Raw genomic sequence first — 18,865 nt, forward strand, 5'->3', positions numbered from 1 at the left:
GGTTACGCTGCGCCGCATGTCACAGCCCGTCAGACTCCAGATCCGCATCACCACCCGCCCCGGCCACGCCGCCGAGCAGATCGCCGCGTTCGAGCGCCTGGCCCCCGTGGTCCGCGCCGAGCAGGGGTGCCTCCAGTACGACCTGCACGCGGTCGAGGGCGACCCGGACCGCTTCGTCCTGCTGGAGCTCTGGGCCTCCGAGCAGGCGCTGGCCGCCCACGACGTGACACCCCACATGCTGGCGGCCGACGCCGAGAGCCCGGCCTTCCGGGCCGGCCCGGCCGAGGTGCTCCGGCTGTCCGCCGCGCCGCTGGCCTGAACGACCGTCCTCAGGAGCCGAGTTCGGGTGCCCGGTCGGCGTACGGGTTCTTCGGCGCCGGCACCGCCGTCACGCTCAGCACCTCCAGGTGCGGCACGGGCGAGCGGGCGTCCACCGCACCGGCCCGCAGCCGCCCGGTGACCTGCACCCAGCTGTCGGCGGCGGGCGCGTCACCGCTCGCGTGCACCGCCACCCGGAGCGGACGGGCGTCCGCCGCGCAGCAGTTGACGGTCAGCCGGTTCAGGTGCCAGTCCGCCCCGCCACCGCCCCGGCTGACGAACCCGGTGAGCACCACCTGCCGCCCCGCCAGCCCGGTGGCGTCGTGCATGCTGCGCCCGATGAACTCCCGCATCGACAGCGGGGTCAACTCCCTGCCCCGCAGCGTCCGGTAGTCGGCCTGCTCGACCACCACGGCCGCCCCGTCCCGGGAGGCGGTGTACGAGCCGAGCGCGGGCGGCGCGAAGAACAGCAGGGCCAGTGCGGGCGCCCCGAGCAGGAAGGCCACCCGTGGCCCGGCGCCGGGCCCGTGCCCGTGGCCGTCGTCGTCAGGGGAGTGCGCGTGCAGCGCGTGCGGCTCCACCCGGTACGAACCGTCCGCCGCCCGGCGGTGGTTGAGCACCGGCTGCCGCAGCCAGGCCCGTCCCTCCCGGACCAGCCCGACGGCGCCGAGCAGTACCAGTACGGCTCCGGTGACGATCACCATCGGACGCAGCCCCTCCTTCACGTACCGGAGGTAGACCTCGCTGCCGACGGTGATCCGCAGCAGGGCCCCGCCGAGCAGCACGAGCAGCGCGGGGTGCAGGAGCTTCTTCACAGCAGCACGGCTCCGATCAGGATGCTCACCAGCACGGCCACCACGAAGGTGGTGCTCGCGAAGCGGACGGCGAAGGCCCGGCCGAAGGAGCCGGACTGCAGGGCGATCAGCTTGAGGTCCACCATCGGTCCGACCACCATGAAGGCCAGCCGGGCGGTGGGGGAGAAGCCGGTCAGCGAGGCGGCCACGAAGGCGTCCGCCTCCGAGCAGACCGAGAGCAGCACGGCGAGCAGCGCCAGCAGCACCACGCCCAGCCACGGCGAGTCGGCGAAGACCTCCAACACCCCTGGCGGCACGGCCACGTTGAAGGTCGCGGCGGCCATCGCCCCGACCACCAGGAAGCCGCCCGCGTGCAGGAAGTCGTGCTGCATCCCGCGCCGGAACTCCTCCCAGCGCGAGCCGCCGTGGGAGTGCCCGCCCGGCAGCTTCGGCAGCCGCAGCAGGTCCTCCCGGCCGAACCGGACCCAGAGCCAGCCCATGGTCATCGCGGTGGCCAGCGAGGCGGCCAGCCGGGCCGCCACCATGGCGGGCTGCCCGGGGAAGGCGATCGCGGTGGAGACCAGCACCACCGGATTCACGGCGGGTGCCGCGAGCAGGAAGGTCAGCGCCGCCGCCGGGGTGACACCGCGTCGGATCAGGCTGCCGGCCACCGGCACCGACGCGCACTCGCACCCGGGCAGCACCACCCCCGCCACCCCGGCCACCGGCACTGCCAGCGCCGGTCGCTTCGGCAGTGCCCTGGCGAACAGCGAGGGCGGCACGAAGGCCCCGATCGCGGCCGAGACCACGGTCCCGAGCAGCAGGAAGGGCATGCCCTGGACCACGATCGAGACCAGCAGCGTCCGCCACGCCTCCACCACCTCGGCCCGGGCCAGCCCGAGCACCCCGGTGGCGGCCAGCACCACGGCGGCCAGGCCGAGCAGCGGCAGGGCGGTGCGCGGTGGTCGGTCCTCGGTGAGCGGTTCGGCGGGTCGCCGCGCCCTGGTCTGCTGTCCGGTCGTCAATGTCCGCCCCTGCCGTGGAAGCTGCTCGTGGCAGCACGAGGGCCGCCCGGTCGTGGTCCGACCGGTCGGTGGCCGCTCACACTAGGGGATGACAACCATCTTCATCTAGACCTTCGCCCCTGCCAGTCGCTCGGCCCGTCCGGCGTCGTGGTGCAGCGGGATCTCGAAGTGCACGGTGGCCAGGCCGGGCCCGTGCTCGCCGGTGGTGCGGGCGTCGCAGACCTCCACCGCCAGGCTGCGCCAGAACGCCTCGGCGCCCGGAACGTCCACGTTGGTGTGCAGGTAGAGGTGCTGGTAGCCGCCGTCGGCCGCCGCGAACCCGGCTGCCAGGGCGACCAGTCGGCGGGCCAGCCCGTGCCGGCGGTGCCCGGCCCGGACGTACACCCGGAGCAGCTGGGCGGTGAGCCCGGACGGGTAGCGCTCGGCCAGCCAGGCCGGGTGCGGCGGGTGGGCCGGGCCGCGCGAGTGCAGGGCGGTGGTGCCGACCACCTCGCCGTCCTCGGCGACGGCGACGAAGAGCGCGTGCCGGGGGTGTTCCAGGTAGGTCGGGCCGAGGTCGATCACGTCCTGGTGCCAGGCGGGCACGTAGCCGTACCCGAACTCCTGGTAGAAGGTGTCGAGGATCAGCGCGCGGGCTCCGGGCAGGTCCTCGGGGCGTGCGGGGCGTACCTCGTAGGGGTGTTGACGGGTCATCGGATGCTCCTCGGCGGGCTCCACGGGTGGGCGGGATCACAGCGTACATGGAAATGGTTTCCATGTAGCTGTATTGAAAATGAAAACGCGTGTCGAGTACGTTGCTGCCTCACACCGTTCTGCCGGGTGGAAGACGAGGGAGTCCCGTGGCGCATCTGTTGGTGATCGAGAGCTGGGTCGGATCGATGAGCAGGCTGCTGCCCAGGGCCATCGGGGAGGGCGGTCACCGGTTCACCTTCCTGACCAGGGACCTGCACCACTACCTCCGGGCCGCCCCCGGCGACACCGCCCACCCGCTGCTGGCGGCGGCCAACGTGCTGACCGCCGACACCAACGACCCGGCCGTCCTGCTGCCGTACGTCGAACGGCTGCACGGCGTGCTCGGCTTCGACGGGGTGGTCTCCTCCTGTGACTACTACCTGCCGACGGTGGCGCTGGTCGCCGGGCGGCTCGGCCTGCCCGGGCCGTCGGCGGAGGCGGTCGAGGCGGCCTGCCGCAAGGACCTGACCCGGCGGCGGTTGGCCGCCGCCGGGGTGGCCGGCCCCTGGTACGCGCTCTGCCGGGACCGCGCGGAGGCGGTCGCGGTCGCGGCGGAGGCGGGGTACCCGTTGGTGGTCAAGCCGGTGGACCTGTGTGCCGGGATGCTGGTTCGGAAGGTCGCCGACGAGGCCGAACTGCTAGCCGCCTACCGTGAGTTGGACGAGTTCCCGGTGAACGCGCGCGGGCAGCGGCGGGAGCCGGTCGTCCTGCTGGAGGAGCTGCTCACCGGGCCCGAGGTGAGCGTCGAGACGGTCTCCTGGGGCGGTCGGACGGAGGTGGTCGGCGTCACCAGCAAGAGCCTGGGCGGGGCGCCCGCCTTCATCGAGACCGGGCACCAGTTCCCGGCCGCCCTCGATCCGGCGGACGCCGCAGCCGCCGCCTCGACGGCCGTCGCGGCACTGGCCGCGCTCGGCCTGGACCAGGTGGTGGCGCACACCGAGATCAAGCTCACCCCGGCCGGCCCCCGGGTGGTCGAGGTCAATCCGCGACCGGCCGGGAACCGGATCACCGAGCTGGTCCGCCGGGTGGCCGGCCTCGACCTGGCGGCAGCGGCGGTCGACGTCGCCCTCGGCCGGGAGCCGGATCTGACGGTCCGTCCGACCGGGGTGGCCAGCGCCGCCGTGAGCTTCCTGCTCCCGGCGCGGGACGGCCTGTTGGCGGGCGTGGACGGCGCCGAGCAGGTCTCCCGCGACCCCGCCGTGGTCGAGCTGACCGTCGCCGACCCCGGCCGCCGGGTCCGCCGCGCGGTCAGCAACAACGAGTACCTGGGCCACCTGATGACCACCGACACCGAGGGCCCCGGCGCCCTCGACACCGCCGAGCGCCTGCTCGCCCGCCTGACCCCGTGTTACGCCGAAGAGGCGGCCCGGGTATGACCGCGCACCGCACTCCCGCCCTGCCGCCCACGGGCCGGCGCATCCGAGCCGGTGCGCCGCCGGTTGACGGGTCGTCGGTCCCCGGGGCGGGGCACGTCGCGCCGGGCAGCCGCGCGCAGGCGGCGCCGACGGACCGGACGCCGACGAGCACGGCGCCGATGCACGTGGCGCTGGTGGACGCGGTGCCGGTGGACGCGCCGTCGAGCGACGGGCCTGCGGCCCCCGGGGCCGGGCGCGTTGCCGCGCAGCCCCGGTGCGCGGCGGGCGCGTACCCGGCGGTGCAGCGGCTTCGGCCCGCAACCCCCGAGGTCACCCGGCTCGCCGCCGACCCGGAGCCCCCCGCCGCCGACCCGGGGCCCGCCGTGGGCGGGGCTGCCGGGGCCGCCAGGGCTGCCGGGACCGCCGTCGGGCGCCTGACCGCCCGGGTGCTGGCCGGCGGGTACGGGCTCGACCCGGCCGAGCAGCGCGTCGCGGTGGCCTTCGCCACCAGCCAGGCCGTCCGCCACGACGGCCGCTCCGGCGGCTACCGCAACGAGGTGCTCAGCCTCCGGGTCGGCCGGGCCGTCGGCTCCTGCGCGGTCGAGCCGGGGGAGCTACCGCCGCTGGAGGAGTACGTCGGGGCGACCGTCGCCGAGCTCCTCGCGCACCCGCTCGCGCCCGTCCGGATCGCCGCGCTGGACGCCTTCCTGGCGCTGGCCCGTCCGCACACGCCTGCCAACGGTGCCCGCAATGTCGCGATCCCGCAGGGGAGTTCGATCGAGCGCTCGCGCGCCCGGGCCGCCGCCGTGGTCGGCCTGGTCCCGGCCGCCGCCCGCCGGGTCCTGGTGGTCGGCGTGGTCAACTCCCTGCTGGAGTGCCTGCGCGGGCGCGGCACCGGCTACCTCCCCTGCGACCTCAAGGGCGGCCGGACCGAGTGGGGCGAGGAGATCCACCAGGACGCCGGGGCGGTGCTCGCGGACTGTGACGCGATGCTGGTCTCCGGCATGACGCTCGGCAACGGCAGCTTCGAGCTGTTCGCCGCGCACGCCCGCCGGACCGCCACCCCCCTGGTGATGTTCGCCCAGACCGGCAGTGCCGTGCTGCCGCAGCTGCGCGACGAGGGCGTGACGGCGGTCAGCGCCGAGCCGTTCCCGTTCTTCTGGCTGGACGGCAACCCGGGCACCATCCACCTGTACGGAGGCACCCGTTGAGCGTCGTCACCGCCGAGGCCACCACCGCCAGGCCCGAACTGCTCGCGCTGCTCGGCCACACCCCGCTGGCCCGGATCACCGCCCCGCTCCCGTACGAACAGCCGGGATTCCACGCCAAGTTGGAGCACCTGGCGGCCGGCGGCATGAAGGCCCGCTCGGCCGTCGCGATGCTGCGCGGCGCCCATGCCCGGGGCGAACTGCGCTGCGGGGCACCGGTGGTGGAGTCCACCTCAGGCACCCTCGGCCTCGGGCTGGCCTTCGCCGGCCAAGCGCTCGGTCATCCGGTCATCCTGGTCGGCGACACCGAGCTGGAGCCCTCGATGCGGCGGCTGCTGCGCTCGCACGGCGCGGCCCTGGAGCTGGTGGACCGCCCGGCCGAGCAGGGCGGCTGGCAGGCCGCCCGGCTGGCCCGGCTGCGCGAGGTGCTGGCGGCCAACCCCGGCGCGTACTGGCCGGACCAGTACAACAACCCGGACAACGCGGCCGGCTACCTCTCGATGGCCCGTGAGCTGACCGACCAACTCGACCACCTGGACGTGCTGGTGTGCAGCGTCGGCACCGGCGGACACAGCGCCGGGCTGGTGGAGCCGCTGCGCCGCCGCTGGCCCCGGCTGCGGGTGCTGGGGGTGGACTCGGTGGGCTCGGCGATCTTCGGCCAGCCGGCCCGGCCCCGGCTGATGCGCGGGCTGGGCAGCAGCATCCACCCGCGCAACGTCGCCTACCGGCACTTCGACGAGGTGCACTGGGTCGGCCCGGCCGAGGCGGTGGACGCCTGCCGGCGGCTGGCCCGGCACAGCTTCGTCAGCGGCGGCTGGTCGACCGGTGCGGTCGCCCTGGTGGCCGCCTGGGCGGCCCGGGTCCAGCCCGGTGCGGTGGTCGCCACCGTCTTCCCGGACGGCCCGCACCGCTACCTGGGCACCGTCTACGACGACGACTGGTGTCGAGCCCGCGACCTGCCGGCCCCGGTCACCCGTCCGGTGGAGATCCCGCACCCGGGCGCGGTCGAGGTCTCCGGCTGGGCCCGCTGCCGTACCGTCATCGACCCGTTGGAGGGGCAGAAGTGAAGCTCGACATACGGGTGGTGCAGCTCACCCTGACCGAACCGCTGCGGATCTCCCGCTCGGTGATGGCCGCCCGCGAGGCGGTCGAACTCGCCGTCCGGCACGGCGGGTTGAGCGGCTACGGGGAGGTGGTGGCCAGCGTCTACCTCCAGCTGCCGACCGAGCGGATCCGCCGTGAGGTGCAGGAGCTCAGCCTCGCCCGCTACCCCGATCCGGAGACCGCCCTGGTCGAACTCCAGCGCGGCGACGTGCCGTTCAAGGAGCTGGCGCCCGGTGTGCTGGCCGGGGTGGAGTCCGCCCTGCTGGACCTGGTCGGCAAGCGGGCCGGGGCGCCGGTCCACCAGCTGCTGGGCACGCTCCGCCCGCCGATCGCCGCCACGGCCCGGACCATCGGCATCACCGACCCGGTCCGGGCCGCCGCCGAGGCGGCCAGGCTGGCGGTGGCGGGATTCCGGGTGATCAAGGTGAAGGCGGGCTCGCCGGACCCGGCCGAGGACCTCGCCCGGGTGGCCGCCGTCCGGATCGGCGCCCCTGAGGCCGAGGTGCTGCTGGACCCCAACGGTGCCTGGACGGTGGAGACTTCGCTGCACCTCATCCCGCGCTTCGCCGAGCTGGGCGTGACCGCCGTCGAGCAGCCCACCGCACCGGGGAATCCCGAGTGGCTGGCCGAGGTGGCCGCCGCCTCCCCGCTGCCGGTGATCGCCGACGAGGACGCCGCCACCGAGGAGGAGGCCGAGCGGCTGGCCGGCCGGGTGCAGGGGGTGAACGTCAAGCTGGCCAAGTGCGGCGGGGTCTCGGCCGCCCTGCGGATCTGCGCCGCGCTGCACGGCACCGGCACCGAGGTCATGCTCGGCTGTCTGACGGCCAGTTCGCTCGGCATCGCCCCGGCCGTGCACCTGGTGGACCGGGCCCGCTGGGTGGACCTGGACGGGCACCTGCTGCTGCGGCACGACCCCTGGCGCGGGATCGGCGGCACTGACGGGGTGGTCCGGGCCGCCGACCGGGCCGGCCTCGGCGTCCACCCGGTCGCACCGGGGCCGCACGGCGAGAGCGCCTCGTGAGGACCCTGCGCTCCGTCCGCTCCTTCCCGCTCGCGGTCCGGCTGCTGCTGGTGAACCAACTGGGCGTCAACACCGGCTTCTACCTGCTGGTCCCCTACCTCGCCGCCCACCTCGGCGGTGACCTCGGGATGTCGGCGGTGGCGGTCGGCGTGGTGCTCGGCGTGCGCAACCTCAGCCAGCAGGGCCTGTTCATCCTGGGCGGCTCGGCGGCCGACCGGCTCGGCGCCCGGGGCGTGATCATCGCGGGCTGCGGCCTGCGCACCCTCGGGTTCGGCCTGTTCGCCCTCGGCGACGGGATGGCGGTGCTGCTCGCCGCCTCGCTGCTCAGCGGACTGGCCGGGGCGCTGTTCAACCCGGCCGTCCGGGCCTACCTGGCGCAGGAGGCGGGGGAGCGCCGGGCCGAGGCCTTCGCGCTGTTCAGCGTCTTCGCCAACACCGGCGCCCTGCTGGGCCCGGTGCTCGGCACCGTGCTGCTGCTGGTGGACTTCCGGGCCGCCGCCCTCAGCGCGGCCGGGATCTTCGCGGTGCTGACGGTGGCCCAGGCCGCGGTGCTGCCGGCACACACGGTGGAGCGGACCGCCACCCCGGTGCTGGGCGACTGGCGCGAGGTGCTCACCGACCGCCGATTCCTCGCCTTCTCACTGGCCCTGGTCGGCCTCTACGCGCTGGAGAGCCAGCTCTACCTGCTGCTGCCGGAGGCGGCCCGGGAGGCCACCGGCTGGGAGGGCGCCGTCGGCCTGGTCTTCCTGGTCAGCACGGTGGTCAACCTCGCGCTCCAGCTCCGCATCACCACCAGGCTCCAGCAACTCGGCGGCCGTGGGCGCTGGTTGGCCTGCGGCATGCTGGTCGCAGGGCTCGGCTTCCTGCCCCCGCTGCTGGCCCCCGGCCCGGTGCCCGTCCTGCTGGCCGTGGTGCTGCTGCGGATCGGCGTGATGATCGCCCAGCCCTTCGTGCTGGAGCTGATACCCGCCTTCGGCCGCGACCGGCTCACCGGCACCTACTACGGCGTCTTCTACCTGGTCTCCGGCCTGGCCGCCGCCCTCGGCAACGCGGCGGTCGGTTGGGCGATGGACACCTCCTCCTGGGCGCCCTGGGCGCTCTGCGCCGCCCTCGGCCTGGCCTGCGCGGCAGCCGTGGCGCACCAGCGCCGCACCCTCCCCGAACCCGACTCCGCCCTCGGAGCAGCGACATGAGCACCGGAACCACCCACACCGCAACCACCCACACCGAAACCACCCACCCCACCGACGGCAACCTGCTGACCGACACCCCCGAGCTGTACGAGCTCCGCTTCCCCGACCCCGGACACCTGGCCGCCCGCTGGGCCGAATCCGTGCTCCGCGCGCACGGCGCCGGGCCGCGGGTCCTGGACCTCGGCTGCGGCACCGGCCGGGACGCCGCCTGGCTGCACCACCGGGCGGGCCGCCGGGTGACCGGCCTGGACAGCTCGCCGGCCATGGTCGAGCACGCCCGCACCCGCCACCCCGGCCCCGAGTACCTGCTCGGCGACATGCGCGAACTCGACCTCGGGGAGCGGTCGTTCGACGCCGTGCTGTGCCTGGACAGCGCCCTGCTGTACTGCCACACCAACGACGACCTGGACGCCCTGCTGTCGCGCTGCCGCCGCCACCTGGCCCCCGGCGGCCTGCTGGTGGCCGAGATGCGCAACGGCGCCTACTTCCTCGGCCGCACCGACCTGCTGGACGGCGTCCGCACCGACACCGTCGAGCACGAGGGTGTCCGGTACACCTCCCGCACCACCCTGCGGATCGACCACGCCGCCCAACTCCTGCGCCGCACCCGGGCCTGGAGCACCGACACCGGCCCGGTCACCGTCCAGCACTCCGCCTGGCGGCTGCTCTTCCCGCAGGAGCTGCGGTACCTGCTGGCCGCGCACGGCTTCGAGGTGCTCGGCCTGTACGACCGGCCCGGCCCGCGCACCGAGCCCGCCTGGACCGAGGACGCCGCACCGGCCGAGAGCGCCGACTCCGACCGCCTCCACCTGATCGCCCGCCTCGCCGCCGCCCCGGGCGAGATCACCACCGCCACTGTCAACACCCATGAGAGAAGCCGACCTTGACGCACCCCCGGATAGCCCGCCGCGCCCTCCTGCTGGCCTCCGCCCTCACCCTCGGCGCGGTCGGCTGCTCCCGCCCGGCCACGCCGGCCGCCGCCGACCGGGCCGCCGCCTCCGCCACCCCGCGGGGCGGCGGGCAGCTGCGCGCGGTCTTCGCCGGCGGCGGCACCAACGAGACCCTGGACCCGCACCTGGCCAACCTCTTCGTGGACGCGGCCCGGGCCAAGGCGCTCTTCGACAAGCTGGCCGACTCCGGCTCCGACCTGGCCGCCGTGCCCCGGCTGGCGGCCGGTTGGGAGCCGAACGCCACCCTCGACCTCTGGACGGTGCGGCTGCGCAAGGCCGCCTTCCACGACGGCCGGCCGGTCACCGCCGCCGACGTGCTCTACAGCTACCGCCGGATCGCCGACCCGAAGAAGGCGTACCGGGCCCGGGCCTCGCTGGAGCCGATCGACCTGGCCGCCAGCCGGGCCGTGGACCCGGCCACCGTCGAGTTCAGGCTCAAGCGCCCGTACGCCGAATTCCCCAACGTGCTGGCCGCGTTCGGCGCGTACATCGTCCCCGAGGGTGCCCAGGAGTTCGGCTCGCCGGTCGGCTCGGGCCCGTTCCGCTTCGTCTCCTTCGAGCCCGGCCGCTCGCTGTTGGTGCGGCGCAATCCCGAGTACTGGGACGGCGCCCCGCACCTGGACGAGCTGGAGGTGCTGGTGGCGAACGAGGAGTCCGCCCGGATCGGCGCCCTGCTCGGCGGCCAGGCCGACTACGCCCACGAGCTGCACCCCGCCACTGCCCGCGCGCAGGAGGGCCGGGGCCGGGTCGAGGTGATCCGGCTGCGCAACTCCACCATGCAGGGCTTCGTGCTCAAGACCGACCGGCCGCCGTTCGACGACCCCCGGGTCCGGCAGGCGTTCTTCCTGATCGCCGACCGCAAGGAGCTGGTGGACGGCGCGCTCTCCGGCGCGGGGGAGATCGGCAACGACCTGTTCGGCAAGGGGGCCCAGTACTACGCGGCCGAACTCCCGCAGCGCACCCAGGACTTGGCGCGGGCCAGGGCGCTGCTCAAGGAGGCCGGGCAGGAGGGCCTGAAGGTCACCCTGGACACCTCCCCGGTGGCGGCCGGCTTCGTCGAGGCGGCCGGAATCTTCAAGGACCAGGCGGCGAAGGCCGGAGTCACCGTCGAGGTGAAGGTCGGCAACAAGGACACCTACTGGAAGGACGTGCTGGACGGCGGCGTGTTCGCCTCCTACCGCTCCGGCGCGATGCCGATCGAGTCCCACCTCTCCCAGCGCCTGCTCTCCGACTCCACCACCAACGCCACCCACTGGCGCCACCCGGACTTCGACGAGCTCTACCGGCAGGCCCAGGCCACCCGCGAGGACGCCGCCCGCGCCGCCCTCTACGGCCGGATGCAGCGCCGCCTGTACGAGGAGGGCGGCTTCCTGATCTGGGGCTTCGCCGACTGGATCGTGGCCACCGCCCCGAAGGTCCGGGGCGTCTCGACGGAGGCACCCGCCAACACCCTGGACTGGGCCCGGTTCGACCGGGTCTGGCTGGCGTGAGCAGCGGCGCCACCGGGGCCTGGGTGGGCCGCCGGCTGCTGCTCGGCGCGGCGCAGTCGGCGGCCGTCCTGGTGCTGGTCCTGCTGCTCACCGAGGCGCTCCCCGGCGACGCCGCCGTCGCCCTCGCCGGAGACAGCCCCGACCCCGAGCGGATCGCCCGGCTGCGCGAGGCGATGGGCCTGGACCGCCCGCTCCCGGAACGGCTCGCCGACCGCCTCGGAGCCCTGCTGCACGGCGACCTCGGCCGCTCCCTGGTCACCGGACGCTCCGTCGCTGACTACCTGGCCCACGGCTTCGGCACCACCCTGCTGCTGGCCGCCCTGGTCCTGCTCCCGCTGGTGCCGCTCGCCGTCTGGCTCGGCATTCGGGCCGCCCGCCACGAGGGCGGCCCGCTCGACCGCCTGATCGGCTCCACCACCCTCGCGGTCTACGCCGCACCGGAGTTCGCCTTCGGCGTGCTCCTGGTCACGGTCTTCGCCCTGCGCCTCGGCTGGCTCCCGCCGACCGCCCTCGGCGGCATCGCCGACGACCCGGCGGTCCTGGTGCTCCCGGCCCTCGTCCTGCTGGCCCGCCCGGTCTGCTCGATCAGCCGCCTGGTCCGGGCCGGCATGCTCGACGCCCTGGCCCGCCCGTACGTCCGCCAGGCCCGCCGCTACGGAGTCCCCGAACGGCGGGTGCTCTGGCGGCACGCCCTGCCCAACTCCCTCGCCCCGGCCGCCCAGCAGCTCGCCCGCACCTGCGACTGGCTGCTGTGCGGCGTGGTCGTGGTCGAGTCCCTCTTCGCTCTGCCCGGCCTCGGCAGCGTCCTGCTCGACGCCGTCGCGGCCCGGGACGTCCCGGTCGTCCAAGGCCTCGCCGTGGTCTTCGCCCTCCTCGCTGTCGTCCTCAACCTGGCCGCCGACCTGACAGCCCGCCGCTTCGCGCCCCGCTCGGAGGTGACCGCATGACCCACCCACCCAGGTCCACGCCCCCGCAGCCGTCTGCGGCGGGCTCGGAGCAGGGCGCGGGGGAGCGGGCTTGCGATGCCCCCGCTCCGGCGCAGCCGTCTGCGGCGGATGCTGTGCGGCAGATTGGTGAATGCTCGCTTGGCATGCAGCCGTCTGCGGCGGGCTCGGAGCTGGATGAGAGGGAGCGGGCGTGCGATGTCCCCGTCCCGGTGCAGCCGTCTGCCGCAACTGCCGTGCGGCAGATTGGTGACCGCACCCTGGGCGCGCAGCAGCTGCCTGCGGCGGGCTCGGACGGGGGCGCGGGGGAGCGGGCTTGCGATGCCCCCGCGTCGGTGCTGCCGTCTGCGGCGGGTGCTGTGCGGCAGGGCGGTGAATGCTTCCTTGGCATGCAGCCGTCAGCGGCGGGCTCGGAGCAGGGCACGAGGGGGCCGGACCGCGATGCCCTCGCCCCGGCGCAGCCGCCTGCGGCGGGTGCGGCGCAGCACGCCGAGGACCGCGCCGCCCGCGTGCCGCAGTCGCCCGACACGCGGCACGGCGAGCGGGCCGACTCCGTTACGGCCCCGGTGCCCTGGCCCGCTGCGCGTCGCGCCCGCCGCAGGCGGCTGCGTCGGTACCTGCTGGGTGCCGCCCTGGTCGCGGTGCCGCTGCTGCTCGCGGTGGCCGGCCCCTGGGCTGCGGGGGAGGCCGGTCCGCGCGGGGTGTCGTACGCGGCGCCCGGGCCGGGGCACTGGCTGGGCACCGACTTCACCGGGCGCGACGTCTGGCGTCAACTCCTGCTCGGGGGACGGTCGGTGGTGCTCGTCGCGGTCGCCGCCACCGCGCTGGTCTACGCCGTCGCGCTGCCCGTCGGCCTGGCGGCGGCACTCACCGGGCGGCGCTGGCTGGAGGAGCTGCTGATGCGACCGCTGGACGTGCTGCTGGCGGTGCCCTCGCTGATCCTGCTGCTCCTGGTGGCGACCGCCTTCGAACCCGGGCTGCCCGGCCTCGCCCTGCTGGTCGCCCTGGTCGTGGTGCCGGACGCCGCCCGGGTGGTGCAGGCGGGCGCGCTGGAGGTGGCGGCCCGTCCGGTGGTGGAGGCGATGCGGCTGCACCGGGAGTCCTGGCTGCGGATCGCTTTCGGCCTCACCGTCCGCGAACTCCGCCGCACCCTGGCGGCCGATGCCGGCACCCGCCTGGTCGGCGCGCTCTACCTGGTGAGCACCGCCGCCTTCCTCGGTGTCGGCGTGGCCCCGGACGCCGCCGACTGGGCGGTGATGGTGGACCGCAACCGGCCCGGCATCGACCTCCAGCCCTGGGCGGTGGCCCTGCCCGCAGCCCTGATCGCCGCGCTCGCGATGGGCACCAACCTGCTGCTCGACGCAGCCCTGCACGGACGGGACGGCCGACGGTGACCGCACTCCACGAGCCACTCCTCACCCTGGACGGCCTGCGGATCGAGCTGGCTGGCCGGGTCCTGGTGGACGGCATCGGCCTGACGGTCCGTCCGGGCCGGGTGACCGCTCTGCTCGGCGCGTCCGGCAGCGGCAAGACCACCACCGGGCTCGCCGTGCTCGGCGAACTCCCGCCCGGCGCAAGGCGGTCCGGCACCATCCGGACCGCACCCGGCCCGGTCGGGTACGTCCCGCAGCACCCGGCCACCGTGCTCAACCCGGCCCGCCGGATCGGCTCGCAGCTGCGCGAGCTGGGCACGGCCGAGGAGGTCCGCGCCGCCCTCGACCGGGCCCGGGTGGAGCGTCCGGCGGAGCTGCTGCGGCGCTTCCCGCACCAACTCTCCGGCGGCCAGCAGCAGCGGGTGGTGATCGGCCAGGCGCTGCTCTCCGGCGCCCGTCTGCTGGTCGCGGACGAGCCGACCACGGGGCAGGACCCGGCCACCCGAGCCCGCCTGGTGGGGGAGCTGGCCGCGCTGGTCCGAGGCGGCCTCGGTCTGCTCCTGCTCAGTCACGACCTGCCCACGGTACGGGAGTTGGCGGACCACGTGGTGGTGCTCCGGGACGGCCGGGTGATCGAGTCGGGCCCCGCCGCCGCGCTCCTGGCCGACCCGTCCCACCCCTGGACCCGCCACCTGCTGTCCACCTCCCCGCCCTCACCTCCGACGCCGCCCCCGACCAGCACCCCCCTCCTCTCCGCCGAGTCCCTCACCGCGCACCACCCGGGCGGCGCCCTAGTCCTGACCGAGGTCTCGTTCACCCTCGGCGCCGGTGAGTTGCTTGCCCTGACCGGCCGGTCCGGCAGCGGCAAGACCACCCTCGGCCGCTGCCTGGCCGGCCTGCACCCCGTCCGGCAGGGCACCGTCCGGCTGGACGGCCACCCCCTCCCGCCCCGTCTCCGCTCCCGCAGCACCGCCCAGACGGCGGCCGTCCAGTACGTCTTCCAGGACGCCCGCGCCGCCTTCGACGACCACCGCCCGGTGCTGCACCAGGTGGCCAGGGCGGCCGTCCGGCTGCACGGCCGCAGCACCCGGGCGGCCCGTACCGAGGCCGCCGAGGTCCTCGCCGCCCTCGGCGTCCCGCTCGACGGCCGGGCCTCCACCCTCTCGGGGGGTGAACTCCAGCGCGCCGCCCTGGCCCGCGCCCTGCTGGCCCGCCCCCGGGTGCTGGTCTGCGACGAGATCACCTCCGGCCTGGACGCCCCGAGCCGCGCCCGGATCCTGGCCCACCTCGCCGAGCTGCGCCGCCGCACCGCCCTCGCGGTGGTCCTGATCACCCACGACCGGGAGCTCGCCGCCACCGCCGACCGGGAGTTCGTCCTCTCAGCCGGGCTCTAGCGCCCGGACCTCCGGCTCCCGCAGCCACGCCAGGTACGCACCGCGCGGGACCGGCTCCGCCCCCAGCAGTCGGACGTGCGGGGTGTCCCACTGCGCGTCCAGCACCCGTCCCCCCGCCGCCGCGAACCGCGCGCCCAGCCCGGCCACCGCCGCCCGGCCCGCCCCAGGGCTCCGGTGGAACATCGAGTCCAGGCTCAGCACCGGCCCGACCCGCACCCCGTACACCCCGCCCACCAGCTCCCCGTCCGCCGCCCACACCTCGGCGCTCACCGCTCGCCCTGCCCCGTGCAGTGCGATCAGCGAGGCCGCCAACTCATCCGTCAGCCAAGCAGGTTCACGCCCCGTCCGGCACTCCTCCAGCACCCGTTCGAAGGCCCGGTCCACCGTCAGCTCCCAACCGGCCCGCAGCCGGGGCCGCAGCCGCCCGGCGGCCAGCACCGGCCGGGGGTCGGGCGACCACCAGGCCAGTGCGTACGGGTCCTCGGCCCCGACCAGCGCGGCGCCGCCGTCCTCCCATCGCACCTCGTTGAAGGCCGCCGCCGCCGGGTCGGCGGCCGGGAAAGGGAACAGCCCGGCCCGGTAGGCGCCCAGCAGGGTAGCCGGGTCCAGGCCGCCGCCGAACGCCACCGGGCCGTCCGCCGGAGCGCCGGTCAGCTCCAACTCCTCCCACCAGGGCACTGGTTCACCTCACGCCGGCGCCGGGCGTGGCGCTCGCCGGGGCCAGGTAGCCGATGCCGATCAGGTGCTTGAGGTAGCGGTCCAGCAGGGCCCCGTCCACCGGGGGGAAGACGATCCCGCTGCCGGTCAGTCCGGCCACCAGCTGCTCGCGTCCGAAGCGCGGGAAGGTCCGCCGGAAGTACATCTCGCTGACCGTCAGCTCCGGGCGGGCCGCGCAGCGGTCCACGAACAGCGGCAGGAACGGGGTGGCGGGGTGGGTCGGATGCCCGGCCGCGTACTCGGCGAAGCGGCTCACCCAGTCCCGGTACGGGAGTTCGGCCACGGGGTAGCCGAAGGTCCGCAGCCGGGCGACCAGGGCGCCGAGCAGCGGGTGCCCGGGGTCGGTGGTCAGGTGGTAGGCCTGGCCAGCCGCCTCCTGGTGGGTGGCCAGGTGCACCAGGGCCCGGGCGAAGCAGTCGGCGGGCAGGAAGTCCAGCGGCAGGTCCACGTCGGGCGCGCACCCGGCGTCGGCGAACAGCCGGATCAGCGCGCACATCTCGGTGCCGGGGTTCATCACCCCGGTGTCCTGGGCGCCGGTCACGTCGTTCAACCGGTGCACGGTGACCGGGAGTCCGGCCTCGGCGGCCTGCCGGAGCAGCTCCTCGGCCACCCACTTGGTCTCGGCGTAGCCGACCGAGAGGTGCTCCGGGTGGCCGAGCGGGGTCCGTTCGGTCACCTGCCGCACCCCGGCCGTCCCGTACCCGGCCAGCACCGACATGCTGGAGACCTGGTGCAGCGGGATGCCGCGCGACCACCCGGCGAGCCGGACCAGCTCGCGCACCCCGGCCACGTTGGCCGCGCTCAACTCGCCGTACGGGTAGACGAAGTTGACCCGGGCGCCGGAGTTCAGCACCAGGTCCAGGGTGTCGCCCAGCTCGGCGAACTGCCGCTCCGGCAGCCCGAGCAGCGGCCAGCCGAGGTCCCCGAGCACCGGGACCACCCGCGCGCCGCGCGGTCCGGCCAGCGGATCGCGCAGCAGGTGCCGCAGGCCCGCCGCCCGCAGCCGGGCCAGCGCGGCCTCCGGGTCGTCCCCGCGCAGCAGGCAGTGCACCCGGGCGTCGGTGGTGGTCAGCAGCTCGTCCAGCAGGTGGATGCCGCAGAAGCCGGTGGCCCCGGTGAGCAGCACCTCGCGCGGGTGCCGCCAGTCGGGCGGCGGCCCGCCGTCCAGCCGGATCGGGACACCGAGCACCGACTCCGCGGCGAAGTCGGTCGGCCGGTCGCCGGAGGCCAGCGTGCCGGCCCGGGCGGCCTGGGTGTGCCGGGTGAACGCGGCCAGCGTCGGCTCCTGGAGCAGCGCCCTGGTGAGGGACCGGAGTTGGCTGACCCCGATGCCGAACATGATCCGGGCCCGGGCCAGCATCTCGGTGGCCAGCAGCGAGTTGCCGCCGATCACGAAGAAGTCGTCCTCCGGCCGGACCTGCTCCAACTGGAGGATCCTGCACCAGAGTTCGGCCACTCCGCTGCCCGTCTCCGCGCTCCGGCCGGACTGCTCGGGGTCCGGCTGCGGGCCGGTGGCCCGTGGAGTGGCGAGCAGCAGGGCCCGGCGGTCGAGCTTCCCGTTGTGGTCCACCGGGAGCTCGGCCAGCTCGGTGAGCCGGGCCGGCAGCAGGTAGCTGGGGAGCCGTTCGGCCAGGAAGGCCCGCAGCTCCGCCTCGGCGACCGCGGCGCGGGCGGTGTGGAACGCGGCCAGCGCGCCGTCCTCGGGCACCGCCACCGCCTGGCCGACCGCCGGGTGGGCGGTCAGCGCCGCCTCCAGCTCGGCCGGGTCCGCCCGGTAGCCCCGGATCTTCAGCTGCCGGTCCAGCCGCCCGAGGTACTCCAGCTCACCGTCCAGCCGGCGCCGCGCGAGGTCACCGGTCCGGTACATCCGGGCACCCGGGGTGTCGGCGAAGGGGTCGGGCAGGAAGAGCTCGGCGGTCCGGCCGGGCTCGTGCCAGAAGCCGAGCGCCACCCCGGGGCCGCCGACGTACAGCTCCCCGGTCTCCCCGTCCGGCACCGGCCGCAGCCGCTCGTCCAGCAGGTGCACGGTGGCTCCGCCCACCGGGTGCCCGATCGGGGCCGGTGCGTCCTGCGGCCCGGTCAGCAGCGACGGGGTGAGTTCGCAGAGCAGCGAGGTGATGGTGGTCTCGGTCAGGCCGTAGGCGTTCATCAGCCGCACCCCGGGGTGCAGGTCGAACCAGCGGCGGCAGTCCTCGGTCGGCACCGCCTCGCCGCCGACGATCATCAGCCGCAGGGCGGGCGGCACGGAGTGGTCCCGCTCCACCGCGTTCTGGTACTGGTGCCAGTACGCGGGCGTCAGGTCGGCCACCGTGACCCGGTGCGCGGCCAGCCGCCCGCCCAGCTCGCTCGGCGCGCAGCCGCGCCGGTCCGCCAGCACCACGGTGGCCCCGGCGGTGAGCGGGGCGAACACCTGCTCCAGCGAGGTGTCGAAGCCGAGCGCGGCCAGCTGGAACACCCGGTCCTCGGGCCGCAGCCCGTACGCCGCGACCAGCCCGGCGAGCGTGGAGGCCAGCGAGCGGTGACTGACCATCACGCCCTTGGGGGCGCCGCCGGAGCCGGAGGTGTAGATCAGGTACGCCGGGTCGTCCGGGGCGGGTGGCAGCAGGGGCGGATCGGTGCTGTCCGGCTCCTCCTCCGGTTCGGGCGCGTCCACCGCCATCGTGTGCTCGGCCAGCCGGGTGTGCGCCGCGTCGGTGAGCACCAGCTCGGAGCCCGAGTCGGCGATCAGCCGGGCCAGCCGTCTGCCGGGCAGCCCCGGATCGAGCGGCAGGAAGGCGGCCCCGGCCCGCATCACCGCCAGCAGCGCCACCACCATCCCGGGGCTCCGGTCATGACAGACCGTCACCAGGCGCTGCGCCCCGGCCCGCCGGCCCTCGGCGGTCTCGCCGACGCCGGGCCGGCGCAGCCGCGCGGCCAGCCGGTCGGCGGCGCGGTCCAACTCCCCGTAATCGAGCGATCCGTGTTCCGAAATCACCGCCGGGTGGTCCGGCATTTCCCGCGCGCGGTCCGCGACGAGTTCCGGTACCGTTCGCACCGCCGGGCCGTCCGGGGAATTCGGCCGGATATCCGTCCAGGCCGCGTCGACCCGGGCTGCACACTCGCTCAACGGCCCTGCCGGGCCGACCTGTTGCCATCCCTGAGGTATCTCCGAGGAGAGCGGCCAGAGGGCGTGACGCCCCTGTCCGTCGACCACTGTCACCCGCATTTCACGGTCTGCCACCTTGGCCCTCCCGGTGTGCTCCGGAGC

General features: G+C 75.4%; 16 protein-coding genes. 11 read left to right on the forward strand and 5 right to left on the reverse strand.

Annotated elements, in window-relative coordinates; translation table 11 throughout:
• Positions 1–16 precede the first annotated feature (16 nt).
• Positions 17–319: a putative quinol monooxygenase gene (locus tag ACIRBX_RS14545; RefSeq protein WP_402296597.1), complete on the forward strand. Its 303-nt coding sequence runs from the start codon at positions 17–19 to the stop codon at positions 317–319.
• A 10-nt stretch (positions 320–329) separates the two neighbouring features.
• On the opposite strand, the gene ACIRBX_RS14550 is transcribed toward ACIRBX_RS14545, so the two are convergent.
• From ACIRBX_RS14550 to ACIRBX_RS14560, 3 genes are all read right to left on the reverse strand, one after another.
• Entirely contained in the window at positions 330–1,133 is an 804-nt protein-coding gene (locus tag ACIRBX_RS14550) for a TIGR03943 family putative permease subunit (protein ID WP_402296599.1), read from the reverse strand.
• Positions 1,130–2,137 (reverse strand): permease, encoded by a 1,008-nt coding sequence (locus ACIRBX_RS14555; protein WP_402296601.1) that lies wholly within the window; start codon positions 2,135–2,137, stop codon positions 1,130–1,132. Before ACIRBX_RS14555 ends, ACIRBX_RS14550 begins: the two co-directional genes overlap by 4 nt.
• Before the next feature lie 105 nt (positions 2,138–2,242).
• Entirely contained in the window at positions 2,243–2,830 is a 588-nt protein-coding gene (locus ACIRBX_RS14560) for a GNAT family N-acetyltransferase (protein ID WP_402296602.1), read from the reverse strand.
• A 146-nt stretch (positions 2,831–2,976) separates the two neighbouring features.
• On the opposite strand from ACIRBX_RS14560, the gene ACIRBX_RS14565 reads away from it, so the two are divergent.
• From ACIRBX_RS14565 to ACIRBX_RS14610, 10 genes are all read left to right on the forward strand, one after another.
• Positions 2,977–4,245, forward strand: a complete 1,269-nt coding sequence (locus ACIRBX_RS14565) for an ATP-grasp domain-containing protein (RefSeq protein WP_402296603.1) — start codon at positions 2,977–2,979, stop codon at positions 4,243–4,245.
• A gap of 362 nt (positions 4,246–4,607) precedes the next feature.
• A complete protein-coding gene (locus ACIRBX_RS14570) occupies positions 4,608–5,435 on the forward strand; it encodes a Rossmann-like domain-containing protein (protein ID WP_402297607.1) in 828 nt (275 codons plus the stop codon).
• Entirely contained in the window at positions 5,432–6,499 is a 1,068-nt protein-coding gene (locus tag ACIRBX_RS14575) for a pyridoxal-phosphate dependent enzyme (protein WP_402296605.1), read from the forward strand. The genes ACIRBX_RS14570 and ACIRBX_RS14575 overlap by 4 nt, the downstream gene beginning before the upstream one ends.
• Entirely contained in the window at positions 6,496–7,557 is a 1,062-nt protein-coding gene (locus tag ACIRBX_RS14580) for a mandelate racemase/muconate lactonizing enzyme family protein (protein ID WP_402296607.1), read from the forward strand. The genes ACIRBX_RS14575 and ACIRBX_RS14580 overlap by 4 nt, the downstream gene beginning before the upstream one ends.
• Positions 7,554–8,750, forward strand: a complete 1,197-nt coding sequence (locus ACIRBX_RS14585; protein ID WP_402296609.1) for an MFS transporter — start codon at positions 7,554–7,556, stop codon at positions 8,748–8,750. Before ACIRBX_RS14580 ends, ACIRBX_RS14585 begins: the two co-directional genes overlap by 4 nt.
• Positions 8,747–9,637, forward strand: coding sequence for a class I SAM-dependent methyltransferase (locus ACIRBX_RS14590; protein WP_402296611.1), 891 nt, complete (start codon positions 8,747–8,749; stop codon positions 9,635–9,637). The genes ACIRBX_RS14585 and ACIRBX_RS14590 overlap by 4 nt, the downstream gene beginning before the upstream one ends.
• Positions 9,634–11,190 (forward strand): ABC transporter substrate-binding protein, encoded by a 1,557-nt coding sequence (locus ACIRBX_RS14595; protein ID WP_402296614.1) that lies wholly within the window; start codon positions 9,634–9,636, stop codon positions 11,188–11,190. Before ACIRBX_RS14590 ends, ACIRBX_RS14595 begins: the two co-directional genes overlap by 4 nt.
• Complete coding sequence (locus tag ACIRBX_RS14600) at positions 11,178–12,137, forward strand: ABC transporter permease (protein ID WP_402297609.1); 960 nt, start codon at positions 11,178–11,180, stop codon at positions 12,135–12,137. Before ACIRBX_RS14595 ends, ACIRBX_RS14600 begins: the two co-directional genes overlap by 13 nt.
• Before the next feature lie 563 nt (positions 12,138–12,700).
• A complete protein-coding gene (locus ACIRBX_RS14605) occupies positions 12,701–13,528 on the forward strand; it encodes an ABC transporter permease (RefSeq protein ID WP_402297610.1) in 828 nt (275 codons plus the stop codon).
• On the forward strand, positions 13,525–14,901 hold the full coding sequence (locus ACIRBX_RS14610) for an ABC transporter ATP-binding protein (RefSeq protein WP_402296615.1): 1,377 nt from the start codon (positions 13,525–13,527) through the stop codon (positions 14,899–14,901). Before ACIRBX_RS14605 ends, ACIRBX_RS14610 begins: the two co-directional genes overlap by 4 nt.
• Here the strand turns inward: ACIRBX_RS14610 and ACIRBX_RS14615 are convergent.
• Together ACIRBX_RS14615 and ACIRBX_RS14620 are read right to left on the reverse strand one after the other, a co-directional pair.
• Positions 14,887–15,579 carry a leucyl/phenylalanyl-tRNA--protein transferase gene (locus tag ACIRBX_RS14615; RefSeq protein ID WP_402296617.1) on the reverse strand — a complete coding sequence of 231 codons (693 nt, stop codon included), beginning with the start codon at positions 15,577–15,579 and terminating at the stop codon, positions 14,887–14,889. The genes ACIRBX_RS14610 and ACIRBX_RS14615 overlap by 15 nt on opposite strands.
• A 4-nt stretch (positions 15,580–15,583) precedes the next feature.
• Positions 15,584–18,823, reverse strand: coding sequence for an amino acid adenylation domain-containing protein (locus ACIRBX_RS14620; protein WP_402297611.1), 3,240 nt, complete (start codon positions 18,821–18,823; stop codon positions 15,584–15,586).
• Positions 18,824–18,865: the final 42 nt, after the last annotated feature.

The sequence above is a fragment of the Kitasatospora sp. NPDC096147 genome (genome assembly GCF_044763225.1).
Classification (GTDB): Bacteria; Actinomycetota; Actinomycetes; order Streptomycetales; family Streptomycetaceae; genus Kitasatospora.

What these genes read in the sequence shown, in the direction of transcription:
- ACIRBX_RS14545 (WP_402296597.1), top strand. Translation starts at nt 17, where the DNA reads ATGTCACAGCCCGTCAGACTCCAGATCCGCATCACCACCCGCCCCGGC.
- ACIRBX_RS14560 (WP_402296602.1), bottom strand. Translation starts at nt 2,830, where the DNA reads ATGACCCGTCAACACCCCTACGAGGTACGCCCCGCACGCCCCGAGGAC.
- ACIRBX_RS14590 (WP_402296611.1), top strand. Translation starts at nt 8,747, where the DNA reads ATGAGCACCGGAACCACCCACACCGCAACCACCCACACCGAAACCACC.
- ACIRBX_RS14620 (WP_402297611.1), bottom strand. Translation starts at nt 18,823, where the DNA reads ATGCGGGTGACAGTGGTCGACGGACAGGGGCGTCACGCCCTCTGGCCG.